Source organism: Streptomyces sp. NPDC058751, assembly GCF_042746485.1.
Classification (GTDB): domain Bacteria; phylum Actinomycetota; class Actinomycetes; order Streptomycetales; family Streptomycetaceae; genus Streptomyces.
This window is the reverse complement of the sequence record NZ_JBHYPZ010000037.1, coordinates 1-18,938: the sequence shown is the minus strand read 5'-3', so window position 1 is coordinate 18,938 and position 18,938 is coordinate 1. Positions and strand designations below refer to the sequence as shown.

The following is an 18,938-nucleotide window of genomic DNA, read 5'->3' as shown; positions in this document are numbered from 1 at the left end:
CGGGGCGGCCTACGGCAGCGTGCCCACCCGTACGGGTCTGCCGTACGGATTCGGCATGAGAGCCTCACGCCCGTGGCCACTGAAACCGAGGCAGGAGAGCTGTTGCACCGGCGCGGCCGGCGGACGGCATTCACGGTCGCTGGGAGAGTGAACGCGTGGGCCACGCTGGTGAGCACCATCGAGCGCGGCTACGGCGACGACATCTACGAGTACACCAACGACCTCTACTGCCGAAACTGGCTGCACGAGGCGTGGCCCCTGCTGGACGAACACATCGTCCAGCTCTGGACCCCGCAGATCAAAGCTCTGGACGACCGGTACAAGGCCGCGACCATCGACGACGACGGCCAAGCACTCGACCAGTTCCACAGGCTGCCCGGTCCCGACCTGTGGTGGCGCCGCCACCCCCGCATCCTCACCGGAGACCTCGGACGTTCGCTTCGTTCGGCCGGTGCCATCAGCACCGGCCCTGACACGGCATGACCCTCAACCGCGTGGAATTACGGGACAGCCCTTCGGCAGAGACGAAGTACTGGTCCGTTGCCGAAGACCAGGAGATCATCCGCATCCCGCACGCGACGTGGAGCAACGCCCTCACCCAGCTCGATGCCGGCGCCTTCGTCGACGTCCTCATCCCGGTCACCACCATGGAAGCGTGGGCCACTGGCGCACGACGGTTCTTGATCACACGCCGTGTGTAGCGGGCCTTTGTGAGCTCTTGGAGGAGGACCGCGCCCGCTCTCACCCCGGTGGCCGCCATTACTGCCGTCCTCGCGACCGCCCTGTCCGCTGCTCCGCCGGCCACTGCCGCACCGGGCGCGTCGGTCTGGCGGGCCGTCCGGAAGGAGGCGGTGCGCATGTCGGCGTGGAACGAGGGACCGCGGTCGCGACGACGCGTTCGCCGATCGTGCGCTACCTGCGCCGGGGCGAGCGGGTGCGCTCGTGCGTCGTTGCCGTCGGCCAAAGCTCCTGGTCGCAGTACCGCGAGAATTACGGCCCACCGAGGATCGCCCTGGACGACTCCAACTGACCTGCATAGACAGTCAAGGGTTATTGGCCTCTACCGCCGGATTCAACGAACTACTGGCAGAAACACGCGCTCGGGCCGGGGACCGGTCCCGGCGGTGCCTATCCCCGGCGGGGAGAGGCTGTGTGCCGCGGGTCGGCACATACTCGGTGCCATGAACGGGACATCACGGCTCGGGGACTTCCTGCGGACGCGGCGCTCCCAGCTGCGACCTGAAGAGGCCGGCGTGCCCACCTACGGGGAGCGTCGGCGGGTGCCGGGTCTTCGCCGCGAGGAGCTGGCGCTGCTGGCGGGGGTGAGCGCCTCCTACTATGCCCGCCTGGAGCAGGGGCACTCGCTGGGCGCCTCGCCGGAGGTGCTGGACGCGATCGCCCGGGCCCTGCGCCTGGACGAGTCCGAGCACCGTCACCTGCACGACCTGGCCCGACCGCCCAGGTCCCGCAGCGGGCGGCGCCCCGCGCCCGAGCGCGTGACAGAGGCGACCGCCCAACTGCTGGACGCGCTCGGGGACGTTCCCGCGATAGTGATCGGCCGGCGCAGTGACGTCCTGGCGTGGAACCGGCTGGGCCATGCGCTGTTCGCCGGGCACCTCGACCCCGCTGCCCCGGACGTACCGGCGCAGCGTCCCAACATGGCCAGGCTGGTGTTCCTCGACACTCATACCCGGGACCTGTACGCGGACTGGCCGGGCAAGGCCAGGGCGGTGGTGGGGAATCTGCGCCTGGCGGCGGGCCAGTACCCGCAGGACGCCGCACTCCACCTGCTGCTGGGTGAGCTGAGCACGAAGAGCGGGGACTTCGCCTCGATGTGGGCCGACCACCGGGTCAGGGCCTGCGCGGTGGCCGAGTACGAGATGCGCCACCCCCTGGTCGGCCCACTGAGCGTGATGCAGCAGACCCTGAGCCAGGGGCCGGGCCCCGGCGTCGTCGTCGCCACCACCGCTGCGGGCTCGCCCTCGCGAGCCGCCCTGGAACTTCTCGCCCAGGCCACCGCCCGTCCCGTCCCTGCCCGTTCGGACAGCCGGCTCAGCACCGGCTGACCTCGTACCCCTCCTTCCGGTCGGCCCCGCGCATGTCGGTCCCGGCCGGGCATCCCTCCGCCCTCATGCGGCAGCGTGCTGCTGCCGCATGCCCGAAAGCAGTGAAGGATCCCCCGTGTTCACCAAGCTCTCCAAGGCCGCCGTGTCGGCCGTCGTCCTGGCCGCCGCGGTCGCGATGGCCGCTCCGGCCCCGGCGTCGGCTGCCTCCGACCCGCTCAGGTGCGCGCGTACCGCCGTGCACTTCGACCTGGCCAAGGGCCAGACGCCGGAGAACATCGCCCTGGGCCCGGACGGCACCGTGTACGTCACCCTCGCCAAGGCCCGCCAGGTCGCCGCGGTCTCCCGCCGCGGTGGCGTACGGATCCTGGCCACCCTGCCCGAACCCGCCGACGGCGGCATCCACACCCCGGCGCTGGGCTTCCCGCTGACCACCGGCGTCGTCCGGGCCCAGGACGGCACCCTGTACTTCCTGTACGCCACCGGCACCGCGGACCTGACCGGCGTATGGCGTCTGCGCCCGGGCGGCCGGCCGCAGCGCATCGCCGCACTGCCCGCCACCGGCCTGCCCAACGGCCTGGCCCTGGACGCCCGCACCCGCACCCTGTACGTCACCGACTCCACCCTGGGCACCGTCTGGCGCGTACCCGCCTCCGGCGGCACCGCCACCGCCTGGTCCACCGACCCGGCGCTGGCCCCCGCCGGGTTCCTCGGCGCCAACGGCCTGAAGATCCACAACGGGGCGCTGTGGGCCACCAACCTCGACAAGGGCACCATCGTCCGCATCCCGGTCCTGGCCGACGGGCGCGCCGGCACCGCCCAGGTCGGCGCCACCGGCCTGACCGGGATCGACGACTTCGCCTTCACCGGTCACGGCGACCAGATCATCGCCGCCCTCAACACCGTCAACCAGGTCGCCCTGATCCGGCCCGACGGCACCCGCACCACCGTCCTGACCGCCGCCGACGGCCTCCAGGGCCCGACCTCCATCGCGCTGCACGGCAACACCGTCCACGTCATGAGCGCCGCCTACCTCACCGCGAAGGACCCCAACCTCGTCCTCGCCCACCTGGCCGGCTGAGCCCCGCCCGGCAGCATCGCCCCGGCGCCCGGCATCTGCACATCCACCTTCCACGTGTCCTGAAGAACCGGGCCACCGGCAAGGGCCCGGCCCCGCATCCGTGGTGCCGGGCCCTTTCACGTTGCGACCCGCCGTGCTGAGGAAGAAAAACACCTGCTGACGGGCACGACGTGAAAACCGGTGCGTCTGGGGCCAATTGTCCTGTTACCGAATGCGGACAAAACCGAGTGAACAATGCTCGTCCCGGCGTCATCTCATGGGGTGCAGCGAAACAGCCGATGCGGCCGGCCGCCCTGCGAGAGCAGGGGAAGGCGCCGTGTCCTGACAGACCATGGGGGAGCTTTCATCATGACCGCGTACCGTGCCCGCCGCCGTACCGCCCGCACCGCCGCTCTGGCCGCCGTCACCGCCGCGCTGGCGCTGGGCCTGACCGCCTGCGGCGGCGCGGACGGCGGCTCGAAGGCGGCGGGGGGCGACCACAGTGCGGGGACCGCCCAGGGCCGCTCCGCGTCCGGCCAGGACGCCAAGGGCGGCGCGGCGCAGGCCGACAGCAGTGGTGACACCAAGGAAGGGGCGCCCCCGGCGACCGCCGCGGGCGGTGCGCAGGAGAGCGCGAGCAAGAGCACAACGGCCGGCGCGCAGCAGTGCCGCGGAGACGAGATGCTGGTCACCGCGGTGCACCGGTTCGCCGGCCGGCAGGGCGACCACCTGCTGCTCACCGCGGTGAACCAGGGCACCAAGCCCTGCTGGGTCACCTCCTACCCGGCCGTGGTACTCGACTCGAACACCGACGACGTCGCGCTGCCGCACTCCACGAAGGACGCCCCGGGCGGCGACAAGCACATCACGCTCCGGCCCGGAGGCAAGGTGTACAGCGCGGTGAACCTCTTCGACCACGGCTCCAAGAACCACACGGCGCAGGCACTCTCCTTCGCGCTGCGCGGCGAGGGCGGCCGCCCCGGCCCCTTCTACTCCGTCGTCGGCAAGGGCCAGAACCAGAAGTTCACCTGGAACGAGGCCGACGTGCTGAACTGGAACGCCAGGAAGCCGTACGACTTCTGACGGTCCGCCGGCCGGTGACGCGTCACCGCCTTCCCGCACGTCCACGGCCGGCAACGCGCAAGGCCCCCGGGCGGGCGGCCGGCGGACCGGTGACTCGGCGAGATCACCGGAGACCGCCCTGCCCGCCCACACGCTCAACCGGCCAATTGCAGCGCTCGGTCACAGGTGGCGAACCTGGTCTACTCCAGCCCGCGCTTGCCCGGTGCCCAGAACGGCTTGGTGAGTACCGCCCGTCGGTCCCAGCCGGCCTCTCGCACGAGCACCTGCCGCACGTGCTGCACGGTCCGCGCCTCCCCGGCGACGTACGCGATCCCGCCTGGCTCAGGGGCGAGGCGTCGCACCGCATCCGGGAGCGAAGTGCCACTCCTGATGATCCAATTGAGGCGGTCCGAGTACGGCAGGGGGAGCCGGTCGGCAGCCGTCTCCGTTTCGACGCAGCCGGAGATCCGCGCCCCGTCAGACAGTGCGCCCAGTATCGCGCCAAAGGCGACCGACGCCGTCTCCTCCCCTACGAACACGTGGTGCGCGGCGTCGGGCCGCAGCACGAACGTCCCTTCCGGCTTGCGCATTCGGACCCGGTCGCCGACTGTGGCGCTGCTCCCCCACCGTGCTCCGGGGCCACCCCCGGGGTGATCCAGTACGCACAATTCGACGGCGCCCTCCGGGTCGTAGCGCCAGATCGAGTAGGTGCGCAGAGTCAGCCCGTCGCCGACCACGACCCTCACCTGCTGTCCGGGGCGGACGGTCAGCCCGGACAGGGCCTCGCCCTCGATGCGCAGGCGACGGAGTCGGGCGGCGACAGGTTCGGTCTCGGTGACCGTGCCCCGAAGCGTCAGCAGGTCCAGGAGGGGGGAGAGCAGGGCAGCCATGGGACTCCTCGGAAACTCGTCGATGCGGTGGGGCGCTGAAGGCCGACATTGAACCGAACGCGACACTATCGCGTTTCGTTCAAAACACGATAGTGCTCGTCTTTGCGTGTGCCCGCGTTCGGCTACGCCGGGCTCCTTTGGCGCCGCGACCAGTAGGCCGACTTCGCGAAGGTCGGGGCCCTGCAGGTGACGGCAACAACGGGGGTCGCGCCGCCCCGCGCCCGATGCGCCTGGACCAGATCCAGCTTCGCCCGGGTGTGCGGGGGAGGGCGCTGACCCGGCCGGACCGGCATGGACAGGTGATGGTCTGCAGGTGATTGTCAGTTGCTGATCGTCACTGTGATGTCAGTGGAATACTGGGTTTGACCAGGGACAAGTCGCTGACCTTCTCCGCCGGTTACTTGTGACGCGAGTGGCGAAAGCCGGTGTCGACGTCGTGCAGACCGGCAGCTGCGCCGCGACATCGAGGCGCCCGTCAAGAACTCCTGGCCCGTGTACCTCGTCCTGGGCCCGCTCCTGGCCCGCGCGGTCCTCGACCTCGCCGCGGCAGATGCCGCAGCCAGTCTTCCGCCGGCCGAGCGGATGCGGGCATGGCCGCGGATCGCCGCCGCAGACCAGCACCTGTACGGCCGGCTCCTCGCCGTCGCGCCACCAGTGCTGGACCTCCTCCTGCCGCATGCCAACTGGTCCGTCCCGGCTGAACGTCTTCGACCGCTGGCACGAGCCGGGTGCAGGTGGGGCCATGTGCCGCGGTGCAACCCATGCTTCACCGGCCGCGAATTGGTCCTGGATCCCAGCTCGTGGACGCTGACCTGCGGGGTCTGCCGATAAGCCGATAAAGCGCAGGTGGGGCGACTTCCGAGGGGCGGATACCCGGACCGCGAGGGCCTGTTGAATGCACCGCCAGCCGTTGCGAATGAGCCGTCCTCGCCGAAACCGTCGCCTTTACGGACGCTCCCGCAGGGTGGGCCTACCGTCGTAGACGGACGAAGGCCACCCCATGCCCGGGGCGGCCTCCGAAAACGTCCACCCAGCACGCATATGCACGGAAGGACTCCGCCCATGGAACCACAGCGCAACTGGATCTCCCTCGGCCTGGAACGCCGACGTCCCACTGCGGCCGACTGGACCATCGCCAGCACCCTCGGCTTCCTGCTGCACCTCCAGCCACACGTCCCCGAACTCGCCGCTCCCGCGCGTCTACGACCTGTCCGGCCGATCATGCGGGGGCCGGATTGAGTGCCTCTTGGCTGGCTTTGCCGACGAGAACGGGTTCTGGCTCACTTTCCGTGGAGGGCTGACTGAATGTGATGTCAGTGGCAGGGCAGAGGATGCCGGTATGACACTGCTGCCGATCACCGCGCCCTCGTCCCTGCTGGACGTCCACCGTCTCGACCCCGAAGCCGGCGGATGGGGATTCAGGGTCGATCACGCGGTGGCGACGGCGGCTGGCGACACCTACGTGCTGACCGGCCTGCGCCGCTACCGCGGGCACGCGGCCGGCTCGGCCGACCCCGCCGAGCAGGATTTCGGCTACCAGCTGATCACCCGCTACGGCTCCGACGGAAAGCCCACCGCCACCACCGTGTTCGGACAGGCGGTCCCGGGCGGCGGCCCCTCGGCCATACCCGAGCGCGACGGGACGACCCTGGCCGTCCTCCCGGACGGCGCGGTCGCCGTCAGCTCCAAGCCCGGCAGCACCCACCTCCTGTCCCCGGACCTGGACGAGGTACTCGCCTCCTGGCCGATGTCCTGGGGCTGGGAGAACCGGCAGGATCCCGCGGAGGACCCGTTCGCCGCGTCGATCGCCGTCACCCCCGCGGGTCGGCTGCTGTGCATGACCTCCGAGTACGGGCTCAGCAACTGGGCCGGCGCCCACGCCAACATCGTCGCCGTCTCCGAACCCGGCACAGCCCTCGGACCGGGCCGCAAGCCCGTGCTGCGTGCCGTCGCGACCCTGGACGCGCGCACCGATCACCAGAGCGACACCGACGCGTACGCACACGTGCGGTACGGCGACAAGCCGGTGGGGCGCGGCAACCGGCCCTCGCCCTCACTGACCGAGTCCCTGTCGGAGCTCACCGGGACCAGCGGCAGCCTCTACGGCTACCTCGACTCCACGATGACCCGCCCGGCGGCACTCGGCGACGACCTGTTCGTCGTCCCGGTCTTCGGGAAGACCTACCGGTCGACCAACCGGGGGCAGGAGTTCAGCTTCGCCCTCGTCGACGACCGCGGGGTATTGCAGGGCCGGCTGGGAGGCTTGCACCTGCGCGAGGACAGCCCGTTCACCGGCTTCGACTTCACCGTCGTCGCCGACCCGTACCGTGCCCGTGCCTTCCATCTCAACCGCTACGGCCTGTACGCGTGGAGCGCCGACGGAGTGCTGCGCGCCCGGATGTCCACCGCGGACAAGCCCTTCAAGCCCCTCGTCCACTTCGCCCTGCTGGAGTGCACACCCGCAGGGGAGCTGCTCCTCGCACACCGCAAGCAGCGCCTGCTGCTGCGGGTGCCGGTGCCGCAGGACCTGGACGACCTGGCGGCGGCGGTGGAGACCACGCTGAAGGGCTACGGGCGCGAGCGCACCGCGCTGAAGAAGCAGTACTCACCCGTGAACTGGCTCTGGTCGGACAGCGCGGCCACCGTGAACCATCTCTGACGATCCGTCATTTCGATCGCGGTACCGGGTGCGGTGTGACTGTTACTGACCTTTTCGGATTGGCTTCGGAGCGGGCGAGCGGTGCTGCCAGGCCCGGCCCCGACGCCCGCCACGCCAACCCGGGGCCGTCCCGCAGTCGGTCGGGTCAGGCTCAGGGGCCTTCCGAGGCTATGGGGTGATCCATCGCCTTCCGGACGGCGGGGACCAGGTCCGCGATCCGTTCGAGTTGGTCGTGCTGGGAGCGCAGGTCCAGGGCACCGAGTCGTGCGACGATGTGGTGGGTGCCGGCGGCAACGTACTGTCCCAGGCGCTGGAGCACTTGGCCGGCGGAGCCGGTGACGACCGCCTGGATCCTCTCCGACGAAGAGCGAGGAGAAGCCCAGGCGTTCGGCCCGGCGGCCGAAGGCGACCAGCTCGCAGGGGTCGCCGGCCGGGCCCCACCGGGCGGTTCCGGCCGGAAGCAGCACACCGATGTCCATGCCGGCGATGTTCACAACCGGCGCGGGCGGCGACAATTCCCTGCGGGGAATGGCCCGGGACCCGCCGCCGCTACAACAGGTCTGTGGACTTTCCTCGTGCGCTTCGCGAACGGCGTACCCGCCGCCATCTCAGCCAGCTCGACCTGGCGCTTCGGGCGGGCACCACACAGCGCCATCTCAGCTTCATCGAATCGGGCAGGTCCGCCCCGGCCGGAACATGGCCGTGCGCCTGGCCGAGTCGCTGGAACTGCCACTGCGGGAGCGCAACGAGCTGCTGCTGGCCGCGGGGTACGCACCCGCCTACCCCGAGAGCACACTCGACGATCCGGTGCCGGCTCCCGTGCGCACGGCGATCGCCCACATCCTTCGCGGGCACCTGCCGTACCCCGCGTTGGTTGTGGACCGCAGCGGTGACCTGATCGCCGCGAACACCGCATTTGACCTGATCACCGAGGGGGCAGCCCCTGAGCTGGTCGGTCCGGGCACGAACATTTACCGCCTCGCGCTGCATCCCGACGGCCTGGCGCCCCGCATCCGCAACCCCGCCGAATGAGGCCGCCACATCCTGGCCCGCCTCGGCCACCTGGAAGACCTGCGCGCCGAGCTCACTCGGTACGTTCCTCAACTGGATCGGTCCGCCGGGCTGCTCGGTTTCGCAGTTCCGCTCCTCCTGCACTCCTCGTACGGTGAGCTGAACCTGATGACGACGGTGACCACGTTCGCCACTGCCGCGACAGCCGCGCCCGTGATCGGCAGTAGTCGGGCTTGACGACCGAGGTTCCGGCGGGAGGCGTGACCATGACTTGGACGCCCTGTGCCTTCCGGGGAACGGTCCTTCGATCGCTAGACCCTTGCCGATCTCCAACGGTTGTACGTCCGGTGTCTCCTCCGCCTCGGGATCACACCTGCCGGAAGCCGCGAACCCCGCCCCGATGTCGGCACCGGTCTGCCGGTGCGAGGTCGCCGGAGACGGACCGGTGCCCACCGGCTGAGCCACCGTGGCCCGCCGGCCGACGTGCTCACCCGCCAGATGAAACGCTCAGTCTCAAGCGCGCGGCATCAAGGGCCACGAAGCCGTCGCCCGCCGCGGCCTGCTCGCCCCCCCGTTACCCACGGGCAGAAACGGCCGCAGCCGCTCCCGCTCCATGCCTGTCAGATCATGCCGCGTCATGCTCAGGACAACGATCCGAACGTGGACCAGTCACGTGGTCGTTCGGGTTCTATTCGACCCGGACCTCAGTGTTCTGGCATGCGTGCAGCAGCCACCTACCGTCATCCCGCTTGGTCATGACGTAGAGCGGAGCGCCTTCCGTATCCCCCTCCGGCAAGTGGTAGATCTGCCGAACCTTGACAGCCGCCACGTCGGGCCGCAGGAATTGCGTGCGCACTGCCTCGTAGGTGACCTCACCGTCCCAGCCGACTGCGGGCAGCACGGCGCGGGTGAACTCGGCGATCGCGTCGAAGCCGATCAGGACCTTGCCGTGGCCGGTCGTCCAGAAGGCGTCGGGGTGGAAGAGCGCGAGGAACCCCTCGACGTCTTTGGTTCGCTGAGCGCGCTCGACAGCAGTGACGACCTGTTCGACGGCCTTGATGTCTGCGGTTTCGGTATCCATGCAGATCACCCTGAGACCCCAAGCCAACTTGAGGTCAAGGTCCAGCGTGAGATCGCCCGGACAGGTTCTAGCCCGTGCCGTTGCCCCTGTGCAGGAACTGCCGACGCCCCGGGCGGCCCTAGGAGGACGCGCGGCTCGTCTACCGCGCGGCGACGGCTTCGATCTCCAGCAGCCAGGCCTCGTCGTAGATGCCCGTGATGATGACCGTCAACGCCGGAGCGTGGTCGCCGAGTACCTCGCGGCGGATGGCGGAGTTCTCCTCCCGGTACACCCTGTCCGACAAGAAGGTGGTCACCTTGACCAGGTCGGAGAGCCCCATCCCATGATGAGCCAGGGCTGCGGCCAGGTTGGCCCATGCCTGACGGCACTGCGCAGCGAACCCTTCTGGAAGGGTGCCGTCCGGAGCCACCGGAATCTGCCCGGAGACGTGCACCAGGCGCGCAGGAGCGGTGACCTCGTACGAGTGACGGTAACCACCGCCATCGGGGACTATCGGGCCAGGAGTAATCATGCGCGGATGGTCGCAGCACGGCAGAGCCACAGCAACCGAGATGACCGACCTGGCCAACGCGCCACATCAGCCGACCCGTTGACCGCCCGGACAGGACCTGGCCGGAGGCGTCGGCCATCTGCTGTTCGTTGTGGTGCCTGAGCGCAGTACGGGCCGCGAGGACATCGGCTGCCATCAATGTCAGACCTCGGGCCTAAGGTGTGCAGGTGATCTTCAGAAGGAAGCAGAAGGCCGCGGACCTGGCCGCCGTCATGACAGAGCTGGAGCAGGCCGTGGCCGCTCGCGACGGCGGCCGCACCGAGCGTGCGTTCAAAGCGGCGATGAGCGGCCTGCAGTCGGCGACAGGCACCGAATGCGTGCCGGTGGGACCCCGGTTGGCCGCGCTACTCCCCGCCTTTCCGCCCACCGGTCCGCGCCCGATGCTGGCGACGATGGCCGGCTTCTGCGTGGAACGCGGTGCCGATCCGGCGGCCTGTGCGGAGCCGGTCCTCGACGGCACCCACCGGGACCTGCTCGATGCCCTGGAGTTCGCCCGCCGCTGGGCCGCCGCCGACGGTGCCGGGGACGAACTTCCGGAGGCCGACGAGAAGATCATCGACGACGCGCTGATGGCCCGGCTGGGCGGCGAGGCGCACGAGGCGCTGCGGCTGGCGCTGGCCTGGTGCTCGGTCGAGCAGTGGCAGCCCCCCGCACTGGCCGTGCTCTGCCGCAGCACCGAGGTACGCCGTCGGCACGCCTCCGCACTTCTCCCCGCCTGCCGCGACCTGGCGGCCCTGGAGCGGCACGATCTCAAGTGCCTGGCCTACGCGCTGGCGATCCTGGACGACGAGCCCGTGATGGTGTTGCACCGGCCCACCGGGACCGGGTTCGAAGTGCGCATCGGCGGCATCGGGGACAACTTCCAGCTGCACACGCTGCTCGCGCACGTGCTCGTCGGCGGCGGCCACGTGCCCGGCACCGCACCGTCGGCGGAGAGCGTCCGCCTGGCCACGGACCCCGAACCCGCCCAGGGGCACACCGGGGCCGTCGCGACCGGCACCTTCGAACTCCTCGCCCCGGACGGGGAGCGGATCTGGAACGAGGGGCTGCCCGACGACATCCCCGTTGTGGAGGGACGCCGCCTACTCGTGCTGGACGAGCCGATGTACCAGCGCAGTTGGAACGCCGACCGGTTCTTCCCGGCGCTCCCGGGGACGGCCGAGCTGACTCGTGTGCTGTCCGCCGACGAGGTCCAGACCTGGTTCACCTACACCTGCTGGACGTCCTGACCCGGTCACCCGGCGCCACCGCTCGGCGTCGGCTGCCGCCGCGGCCAGAAGTCAGGGCTCGAGCCTGGCCTCTATCGAACAAGAAGCGCGCCGGGGTGCTGTCGAAATTGCTGAGCAGCTGCTGTCGATTTTCGGGCTCTGGCTCAACAGCATCCAGAAGTTGAACCAGAGCCCGCGAAATGACAGCACTCTCAACCTCTGGCCGGCTGAGGCCGCTACCGCAGAGCCGGGTCGGTCCTACGGCGCGACCCCCGTATCTGGCCCACGCCCAAAAGAACCAGTCCAGAGAGAAGCAGCGCGTTCATGCTGAAGAAACGGATCTCCCAGGACGGGCTCGGCAGCATTCCGAAGTAGAACAGGCCCTGCACTACGCAGGGCGTGCCCACCAACAGCACTCCCAGTCCATAGACCCGCGGCCGGGCGACACGGCGGCGCACCCACGGCAATGTCCACCCCGTGCACATCGACGCAGTCCCCAGGGAGATCGCCAGCACGCCCAGCGTCATCCCAACTCCAACGACCCAATCCACGATCGCTCCTCCAGCTCACGAGCATGCGCACCCGAGACCGCACCAAAAGTACGAGACAACACCGCTGTCCCCCCAGCCGACGGTCTCGGCGACCTTGACGGGTCCAGCCGAGGGCACTGCGGCGGGACCTCTGCAGCGACTCCGGGCGATCGAACGAGGTCGTTCGTGCAGCGGCGCGCTCCATCCTGACGTCTTGGACCACACCCGCTCCACGGTGTGCGAGTCGAGGGCAGACGGTATGGGAGCGGGGCGAGCGGTGGGTCAGGGAAGGATCAGCGGCGACCGCGTGAGCCCCGAGCGCCGTATAAAACGCCCCACCAGCACACCAGACAGCTGCCAGGGGTAGCCTTCCCGTCCGTTCGGAAGTCTTTGGAGGTCTCCTGGTGCACACCACCGTTTTCCTGCTGCGGGGCGCACTGGGCCTTGGCGGCGCTCTGATGCTCACGTGGGAGCTGAACCGTCAGGCTTCGGGACCAGGCTGGAGGAAGCCGCGGGTCTTCACTGCTGCGGCTGCCGGACTGCTTGCCGCACTACTGACCGCTTACGCCTAGAGGCCGTCAGCCGACGTGCCCCTTCCCGTACCCATTCGATCGGGAAGCAACGGCGGAGGAAGAATGCAGGAAATGAAAGAGCTGGCCCGCGCCGAGGGCAAGCTTGCGATACGGCGACTCATTCTCCCGTGGGTTCATGTGGCCGTGGCCGTCACCTGCGCCGTCCTGTCGTGGCTTGTCCCCGCCGAGGCGGTCCGGCCGGTGGCCTACGCGGCGGCACTGTGCCTGCCCCTCTGGGGGGTGGCGGTCTCCGCGCGGTTCGGACGCACCATCTGGCTCCATGAGTTTCCAGGCCCCGCAGGTACCGACGGCGACCGCGAAGACGACGAACCGGATTTCATACCGGGGCCGGCGGCCCATATCTGGGGCATGCGCTTCACCTTCGTCGTGATCGGAGCCGTCGAGGCAGGAGCGGTCGCCCTGCTCCCGGAGACATGGATCCCCTGGGCCCTGTCCGCGCTGGCGGCCTGGGCGCTGGGTGAAGCAACTCGACAGCAGGGGCGTCTGCGACGGTCGCGTGAGCTGTGCCGTGAGGCAGCCGACAAGCCGTGGTACGCGGAGTACCGGGTGCTCATGGACGAGCGCGCACGGCAGCTGTACAGGGAGTGAGGAGTTGGCGCCCGGCCTGTCGTGAGCCGGTCGCGGGATACTCGGGCTACAGAAACCGTGTTCGACTGATCAAGTCTGCCGAGCGGTAAGCGGAAGGATTCTGAGACTCCTCTGCACGGGAAGGGACCCCAGAATGTGCGTCCCCGCCGCCCAGTACCGCGCGTACGGTGGCGATACGACCCGCCAGGAGGACCCGATGAGCGCGCAGCCCGAGGAAGCCCCAGCCCCGCCGGCCCCCGCGGCCGCCGTCCAGTTGCTCCAGGATCTGCGCGCCGACCGCCGCGCCGACACGTGGGTGCCCGCGTTCGAGCAGGACTGGGCACGCGCGTTGGACGACGCCCGGCACTCCTTCAGCCTCGCCCCCGTCCACACCGTCGTCCGCGCCTGGAGGGCCCGCCTCGCCGCGGCTCCGGCCGTCGACGCCTTCCTTGCCAGGGGCTGCGACGACTCCGACGGCATCGACCTGGACCAGGTCCTTGGAGCCCATCCGTGAGCGAGCCGCCGCCCTGGCCCGCCTGTCCCCTCAAGCCGCAGGAACGGCGAAGGAACTGCCCGACCACGCGCGCGAGATGCTGCGGGACGTCCTGGACATCGCCGGCCGCGACCCGTGGTCGTTCCCGCCCTTCAACGCCCGCGACCCCGAGGGCGAGGACGTCCGCTCCGCCTCGGTCGGAGCCCTCACCGCCGTCTACTGGATCAACCGCCCGGCCGGACGCCTGTACGTCGTCGACGTCGTCTGGCTCGGCTGACCTGTCGCCCGCCCCCCCCGCATCGCGGAACGGTGCTCGTGCGTGTGCGGCGCACGACGGGAGGCCGGGACAGGGCGGGCCCGACCATGGCCCGCTGGCCCCGCCAGCTCAGTATCCCGACGGGACACAGCCGCACCGGGACCTGCCCCGTCGTCCCGGGCCGTGGCCTGTGCGACGTTGACCGCCATGGTCACGAAGGCGATCAGGACCCGGGCGGTGATGGAGTCCCGCGGATGCCCGGGAGGAATCTTGAGTTCGGCGAGTTCGGCGTGCGGCATCGAGGGCCGCGAAGCCATCGCCCGCTGGCTGGATGCGTTCGCTGGGTACATCGCTGCCCCGATCACCGCCTGGCGCGGGTGTGTCATGTTCCGGTGTGGAGAGGGGTGATGGCGGGGGCTGGGGAGCGGTGTCGCAAAGCGTCGGTAAGAGCTGTGAGAGTGCGGGTGCGGGTGCCGCTTGTGGGGCGGGACTGGCTGGTCTGCCGTCGGGCGAGTTTGAGCAGGAGGCGGGCGCGGCCGTCTTCGACGGGCTGGTCCTCGGTGAGGACTTTGCTGAATGCCTTTATGACGGCGTCCGCGCCGGCGGCTGGTGTGGGGCAGGAACGGGTCGGGGGGCGGGCGGTGAGTTGTTCCTGGCTCGCTTCGTTGCGGGCGTCGTCCAGGAGTCGGTGGAAGTGGTCGCTGTCGCCCCCGAGGACGCGTACGAACGTCTCCAGGACTGCGTGGTGGGGCAGGAAGGAGGCTTCGAGGATGGAGGCGACGGCGCTGGTGCTCAGCAGCCATCGGCTGGCGATGGCGACGTCGTTGGGGGCGGGGCGGCCGGCGCGCAGGTGCAGGGTCTGGATGGCGACGCGGAGCCGCTCGGTGGCGGTGCGGGGAGTGTCGTCGGGGTCCGGAGGTGTTTCGCGGTTCTTCTGGCTGAGCTTCTCGGACTCCCAGACGGTGCGCAGGACTTCGGGGTCGGCGCCGCAGGCGTGGGCGAACCTACTGGTGAGTTCCCAGGTCGGGACACGTTCGCCGGACAGGATGCGGGACAGGTAGGAAGCGGAGCAGCCGATCTTCTCGCTGACCTCCTTGTTGGTCAGCTGTGCGGTGCGGATCAGCATGGACAGGATCGGCGCGAGCCTGTTGTAGGCGGCTCCCGTGGATTCGGCGGGGGCGGTCTGCTGCTCGAGGTCGCCGCCGGGCGGGCAGGCCGCGCCGGGCTGCTCATTGTCGGCAGCGGATTCTTCCGCCGGTTCGCAGGAACGGGCCGGGGCACTGCTGAAGAGGCCAGTAAGTGAGGTCAGCACGGTTTCGGTGCGGTTGAAGCGGGCCAGACAGCGCAGGATGTAGCGCTCGCTGTAGCGGTGGCGCGCGGTGTCCTCGCTGATGCGCAGGGCGGAGCTGATGCCGGACCAGGTGACGCGCCGGTAGCGGGCCCGCCCGACGACCGCGGCGGTCAGCCCGTCGAGCTGCTCGTGCAGCTGGGCGATGCGCTGCAGGGGTTCTTCACCATCGCAGGACGGCAGGAGCCGGGCGAGGTCGCGGGCCCCGTCCTGGATGTCCCGGGCAATCTCGACGAGCAGTTCATCCCCTGCCGAGGGGCCGTAGGCCGCAGGGCGATGCACGGAGCCGGCGCGCGGCACGGGGCGGTCCTCTGCCGGGCCGTTCGGCGCGGGCGGGTGCGGTTCGGCAGGCGGGGCTGCGGTGTCGCCGTGCAGGCGGCGCCGGTGGGCGGCCTGACGGCAGGCGTCCCCGCAGTACTTCCGCGGCCGGCCCTTGCCCGGTCCGCCGGTCAGAGCAGTCCCGCAGTGCTCGCATGTGGTGCTCACAGATATATCCATCCCGTCACGGAAAGGGTTCACAGAGGGTTATTCGGAGCTGAGGCAGCCGGATTTCCCCGGGTTTCGTCACACCCCGCACGGCTCGGGAGCCTGGGCCCGGTGGTGACCGGGCCCAGGCAGCCGTGGCCAGGAGGCGAAAGGCCGGTGCGCCAGCCCCGTCCCCCGGCTGAGGGGCTGTCAGCGCCGGTGACGACGGAGACGCAGGGCCTTGAGCAGGGCGCCGGACAGTACACCGCCCAATGCGTAGACGGCTTCCGGAGGGAACGTCACTTGTACGACGGGCCGGAAGATGAGCACGTACCCGGCGAACAATGTGCCGATGAACGCAATGAATTCGTGCGTGCCAAACCGGTTCACGTAACGAAATGTTTCGTTACGACGATTACGCTCGCTGGCAGCGAAGTGGCCGGAAGGCCGTTTGGCTCGGCGGCGCCGAGGGGTAGATCGCCCCATGGGGCACTCCTTTGTGTCGCAGAAAGCGTGCGGGATCTCGGACAGGGTTTTGCCGACACGGTCGAGGTCCCGCACGCACCTGAGGGTGAAGCTATCGATACACAGTGCGATGTGCTAATCACTCATATGCCGCACAGTGTGCGATTCTCCGAGTCTCTCCAGGACGGCCGACTTTCGTCGCGGCCGCAGCAGAAAAGTCCCTGACTTACGTAGCGCCGCGTGTCGGCCATGTCTCATATCCGACCGTGCAACTTTTCCGACTTTTTCTGCCCGAGAAGGGCTAAGAATGCCGGAAAGGCCTTCGATTCTTACCCCGCTAAAAACTCTGAAGTCAAAAATCGCGTAGAATCGATCAATCGTGGCTCTTAACACGATCCGGGACATGCAATTGCAGGATCGAGCCTGCAGGGGTGCATCCTTCCGGAGCTCCACCCACTGACGGAGACAGAGTCCGAAGCGCATGACTCGTCCCCGGCGCACCCGACGAGCTCGGGAAGCAGCGGTCTGAGCGCCGCCAGCAGCGCGAGACCGACGAGGTGGAGCCTGCAGACCGAGGTGGGGATCCACCGTTCCCTGACCCGCAGCCAACGAGCCGCCTTGGCCCCCGGCCGGAGACCGTCATGACCTGTCGGTCCCGGACCGAGCGTCATGACCACGGCCCGGTGGTCGGGTTGCGGGATCTGTTGCGCCAGGCGTTGCGTGCCCCGGATTCCGCGGCCTGCCGCTCGTGCAGCTCAGCCCGCGTGGTCGGGGGCTTCCGAGATTGGGCTGACATCCCCTCCTACGCCACCCAGGCCCGACCCCGATACCAGGAAAAGGGAGGTGTGGGGGTGATGAGGTGCGGGCCGGGCGGCGGGCGAGAGGACCGGGCGGCCGGGCCGCGTGTTGCGCACGGCCGCCGCCGCGCGGTCCCGCCGGCACATCGGTGCCGGACGCGACGGCCTGCGCGCCCAACCTGCGGCCTAGTCCGTGCTGCTGTTCCTGCGCAGGAACAGTCGGCGCGGGGGCGCGGCTGCAGGGGCTGGGACCGCTCACGGCCTGGTCCACGGAGGCGGTGCTGCCGCGGTGACCACGGAGTGGTGCAACCGCAGGACATCCCGGCGCGCAAGCATCGGTGATGCGTGCCGTACGGAGTCATCTCTCGGTCCCCGACAAGTACTTTCTTGCGAGCGTGAATCCTCAACTTGGTTGCAAATCAAGTGACTTGATGCAGGAAGACGAGTTGCCGACTGTTAGGATGCCGGTTTGGCAACCTTAAGTTGATCAAGGAGCGCATCGTGAAGAGACGTGTCCTCACTGTCCTTGGCGGCGTAGCCGCCTCCACCCTTCTCACTATCGGCACGGCTTCGGCTGCCACAGAAATCGACACCGCAGACGCCGCTGGCTGGCCGGGGGGCGCGTTCACGCCGACATGCGCCTCCACAGACGAGGTCCAGGGATGTTTCCGTCCTGACGGAGAGTGGTTCAGCATCCTCGACAGGGAAGCCGACGGGCACTCTGCCGTGATCGTTTGGCGTCTCGTCAACAACGAAGAGGTGGTGCGCAATGGCTCCATCTGGCACACAGCCGGAGCGAACCCCCCTGTGTGGCGCTACCAGAACAAGAGCTTCCCAGAGCACTACATAGTGGAATTCAAGGTGTGCATCGGAGAGGCGAGCAACCACGACGTCTGGAGTGACACCTGCAGCCCGTACGAGCAGAGATGGACATCATCCTGACGAGCCGGACCCTCCCTCTCGAAGCCGGGGGAACAGCAGCGTTCGGTGAGTCTCGGAGCAGCCGGATGCGAACTGATGGTCTGCGGGAGAGTGTCAGTGGAGCGTTGTCGTCTGAGTGGCAGTAGCGCAGGCGTGGCGACCTGATCGTTGGCACTGGCGGGGGTGCTCACCCGTTGCTGGCATGAGTGACGAAAGGCCATGTCATTCTCACGCCGACTGTCACCACCGCACCGAGAACCAGGAGAGCCGCGCCACCAGCAGCGCCGACAAGAGTGGTGAGGAGATCACCGTTCATACCCTTCCTGACACCGCAAGAGGCCGCACAGTTCCCCAACTCCACCTTCGGGGGCCTGGCACGGTGCCACGGGACCACGGGCCGACTTCGAAATCCTCGGTACGTCACCGACTCGGATAAGGCTCTAGAACACCTCGGGGGCGCAATGGAAAACGACCATCTCAGGAATACATCCGACACACCCAACGGCTATTTGACAGAATTCATCGTGAGAATTGAACCGTCATTCTCACGACTCCGAGTCGGGGATGTGGTGTGAGTCAAGAACTCATCCCGTTCGGGAATTGACGCATTCTCGGATGGTGGGTCGGTGGTGGGGTGTCATCCCATAATCTATCCCGTCATCAGTTTTGACGCACAGTCCGATGTTGACGTTCTGTCAGGGTCGGGCGAGGTGACGAGAGCCGGCCCCCCACCACCGCTGCCTGCTGCTGCCGCTTTTCGCTCGGGTCGCGGAGCGATCCGAGCCCCGGACCAGCGCGGAGCGTTGGTCCGGCAGGCGGTCGCGGAGCGACTGCCTGCCCCGGGCGGAGCCCGGGGCCTCCGGCGCGCAGCGCCGGGAAGCGTCGCGTAGCGACGCCGCGTCGTGTCTGCGGAGCAGAC

The 18,938-nt window shown here is 69.1% G+C and carries 19 protein-coding genes and 1 pseudogene; 14 read left to right on the top strand and 6 right to left on the bottom strand.

Features of this window, described 5'->3' with window-relative positions:
- Window positions 1-72 precede the first annotated feature (72 nt).
- The 6 genes from ACFW6B_RS29450 (at window position 73) to ACFW6B_RS29425 (ending at window position 4,206) form a co-directional block, all read left to right on the top strand.
- On the top strand, window positions 73-483 hold the full coding sequence (locus ACFW6B_RS29450) for a hypothetical protein (protein WP_386600623.1): 411 nt from the start codon (window positions 73-75) through the stop codon (window positions 481-483).
- Between the two features lie 11 nt (window positions 484-494).
- Window positions 495-701 carry a hypothetical protein gene (locus ACFW6B_RS29445; RefSeq protein ID WP_386600620.1) on the top strand — a complete coding sequence of 69 codons (207 nt, stop codon included), beginning with the start codon at window positions 495-497 and terminating at the stop codon, window positions 699-701.
- A gap of 164 nt (window positions 702-865) precedes the next feature.
- Window positions 866-1,030 carry a hypothetical protein gene (locus tag ACFW6B_RS29440; protein ID WP_386600618.1) on the top strand — a complete coding sequence of 55 codons (165 nt, stop codon included), beginning with the start codon at window positions 866-868 and terminating at the stop codon, window positions 1,028-1,030.
- Between the two features lie 151 nt (window positions 1,031-1,181).
- Complete coding sequence (locus tag ACFW6B_RS29435) at window positions 1,182-2,066, top strand: helix-turn-helix domain-containing protein (protein WP_386600615.1); 885 nt, start codon at window positions 1,182-1,184, stop codon at window positions 2,064-2,066.
- A gap of 115 nt (window positions 2,067-2,181) precedes the next feature.
- Window positions 2,182-3,144, top strand: coding sequence for an SMP-30/gluconolactonase/LRE family protein (locus ACFW6B_RS29430; RefSeq protein WP_386600613.1), 963 nt, complete (start codon window positions 2,182-2,184; stop codon window positions 3,142-3,144).
- A 348-nt stretch (window positions 3,145-3,492) separates the two neighbouring features.
- A complete protein-coding gene (locus ACFW6B_RS29425) occupies window positions 3,493-4,206 on the top strand; it encodes a DUF4232 domain-containing protein (protein WP_386600611.1) in 714 nt (237 codons plus the stop codon).
- A gap of 179 nt (window positions 4,207-4,385) precedes the next feature.
- On the opposite strand, the gene ACFW6B_RS29420 is transcribed toward ACFW6B_RS29425, so the two are convergent.
- Window positions 4,386-5,075 (bottom strand): siderophore-interacting protein, encoded by a 690-nt coding sequence (locus ACFW6B_RS29420; protein WP_386600608.1) that lies wholly within the window; start codon window positions 5,073-5,075, stop codon window positions 4,386-4,388.
- 1,062 nt (window positions 5,076-6,137) lie between these two features.
- Between ACFW6B_RS29420 and ACFW6B_RS29415 the strand changes: the two genes are divergently transcribed.
- Complete coding sequence (locus ACFW6B_RS29415; RefSeq protein WP_386600606.1) at window positions 6,138-6,314, top strand: hypothetical protein; 177 nt, start codon at window positions 6,138-6,140, stop codon at window positions 6,312-6,314.
- Between the two features lie 100 nt (window positions 6,315-6,414).
- Window positions 6,415-7,734 carry a hypothetical protein gene (locus tag ACFW6B_RS29410; protein ID WP_386600604.1) on the top strand — a complete coding sequence of 440 codons (1,320 nt, stop codon included), beginning with the start codon at window positions 6,415-6,417 and terminating at the stop codon, window positions 7,732-7,734.
- A gap of 151 nt (window positions 7,735-7,885) precedes the next feature.
- Here the strand turns inward: ACFW6B_RS29410 and ACFW6B_RS29405 are convergent, their stop codons facing one another.
- The gene (locus ACFW6B_RS29405) at window positions 7,886-8,053 is read right to left on the bottom strand and encodes a hypothetical protein (protein WP_386600602.1); all 168 of its coding nucleotides are present in this window, start codon (window positions 8,051-8,053) and stop codon (window positions 7,886-7,888) included.
- 243 nt (window positions 8,054-8,296) lie between these two features.
- On the opposite strand from ACFW6B_RS29405, the pseudogene ACFW6B_RS29400 reads away from it, so the two are divergent.
- Window positions 8,297-8,943 (top strand): annotated as a pseudogene (locus ACFW6B_RS29400) (helix-turn-helix domain-containing protein); the annotation flags it as partial.
- A gap of 490 nt (window positions 8,944-9,433) precedes the next feature.
- On the opposite strand, the gene ACFW6B_RS29395 reads toward ACFW6B_RS29400, so the two are convergent.
- Together ACFW6B_RS29395 and ACFW6B_RS29390 are read right to left on the bottom strand one after the other, a co-directional pair.
- The gene (locus ACFW6B_RS29395; protein ID WP_386600600.1) at window positions 9,434-9,826 is read right to left on the bottom strand and encodes an SgcJ/EcaC family oxidoreductase; all 393 of its coding nucleotides are present in this window, start codon (window positions 9,824-9,826) and stop codon (window positions 9,434-9,436) included.
- 139 nt (window positions 9,827-9,965) lie between these two features.
- The gene (locus tag ACFW6B_RS29390) at window positions 9,966-10,337 is read right to left on the bottom strand and encodes a RidA family protein (RefSeq protein ID WP_386600598.1); all 372 of its coding nucleotides are present in this window, start codon (window positions 10,335-10,337) and stop codon (window positions 9,966-9,968) included.
- Between the two features lie 206 nt (window positions 10,338-10,543).
- Between ACFW6B_RS29390 and ACFW6B_RS29385 the strand changes: the two genes are divergently transcribed.
- The 4 genes from ACFW6B_RS29385 (at window position 10,544) to ACFW6B_RS29370 (ending at window position 14,044) form a co-directional block, all read left to right on the top strand.
- Complete coding sequence (locus ACFW6B_RS29385) at window positions 10,544-11,605, top strand: hypothetical protein (RefSeq protein ID WP_386600595.1); 1,062 nt, start codon at window positions 10,544-10,546, stop codon at window positions 11,603-11,605.
- Between the two features lie 1,144 nt (window positions 11,606-12,749).
- A complete protein-coding gene (locus tag ACFW6B_RS29380) occupies window positions 12,750-13,295 on the top strand; it encodes a hypothetical protein (protein ID WP_386600593.1) in 546 nt (181 codons plus the stop codon).
- 196 nt (window positions 13,296-13,491) lie between these two features.
- Entirely contained in the window at window positions 13,492-13,788 is a 297-nt protein-coding gene (locus ACFW6B_RS29375; RefSeq protein WP_386600591.1) for a DUF6247 family protein, read from the top strand.
- Window positions 13,772-14,044, top strand: coding sequence for a hypothetical protein (locus tag ACFW6B_RS29370; protein ID WP_386600589.1), 273 nt, complete (start codon window positions 13,772-13,774; stop codon window positions 14,042-14,044). Before ACFW6B_RS29375 ends, ACFW6B_RS29370 begins: the two co-directional genes overlap by 17 nt.
- Window positions 14,045-14,405: 361 nt before the next feature.
- Here ACFW6B_RS29370 and ACFW6B_RS29365 read toward each other — a convergent pair whose 3' ends face one another.
- Both ACFW6B_RS29365 and ACFW6B_RS29360 read right to left on the bottom strand, forming a co-directional pair.
- Entirely contained in the window at window positions 14,406-15,857 is a 1,452-nt protein-coding gene (locus ACFW6B_RS29365) for a helix-turn-helix domain-containing protein (RefSeq protein ID WP_386600586.1), read from the bottom strand.
- Window positions 15,858-16,046: 189 nt separating this feature from the next.
- Window positions 16,047-16,397 (bottom strand): hypothetical protein, encoded by a 351-nt coding sequence (locus ACFW6B_RS29360; protein ID WP_386600585.1) that lies wholly within the window; start codon window positions 16,395-16,397, stop codon window positions 16,047-16,049.
- Between the two features lie 1,202 nt (window positions 16,398-17,599).
- Between ACFW6B_RS29360 and ACFW6B_RS29355 the strand changes: the two genes are divergently transcribed.
- A complete protein-coding gene (locus tag ACFW6B_RS29355) occupies window positions 17,600-18,040 on the top strand; it encodes a hypothetical protein (RefSeq protein ID WP_386600583.1) in 441 nt (146 codons plus the stop codon).
- The last annotated feature ends 898 nt before the right edge of the window (window positions 18,041-18,938 follow it).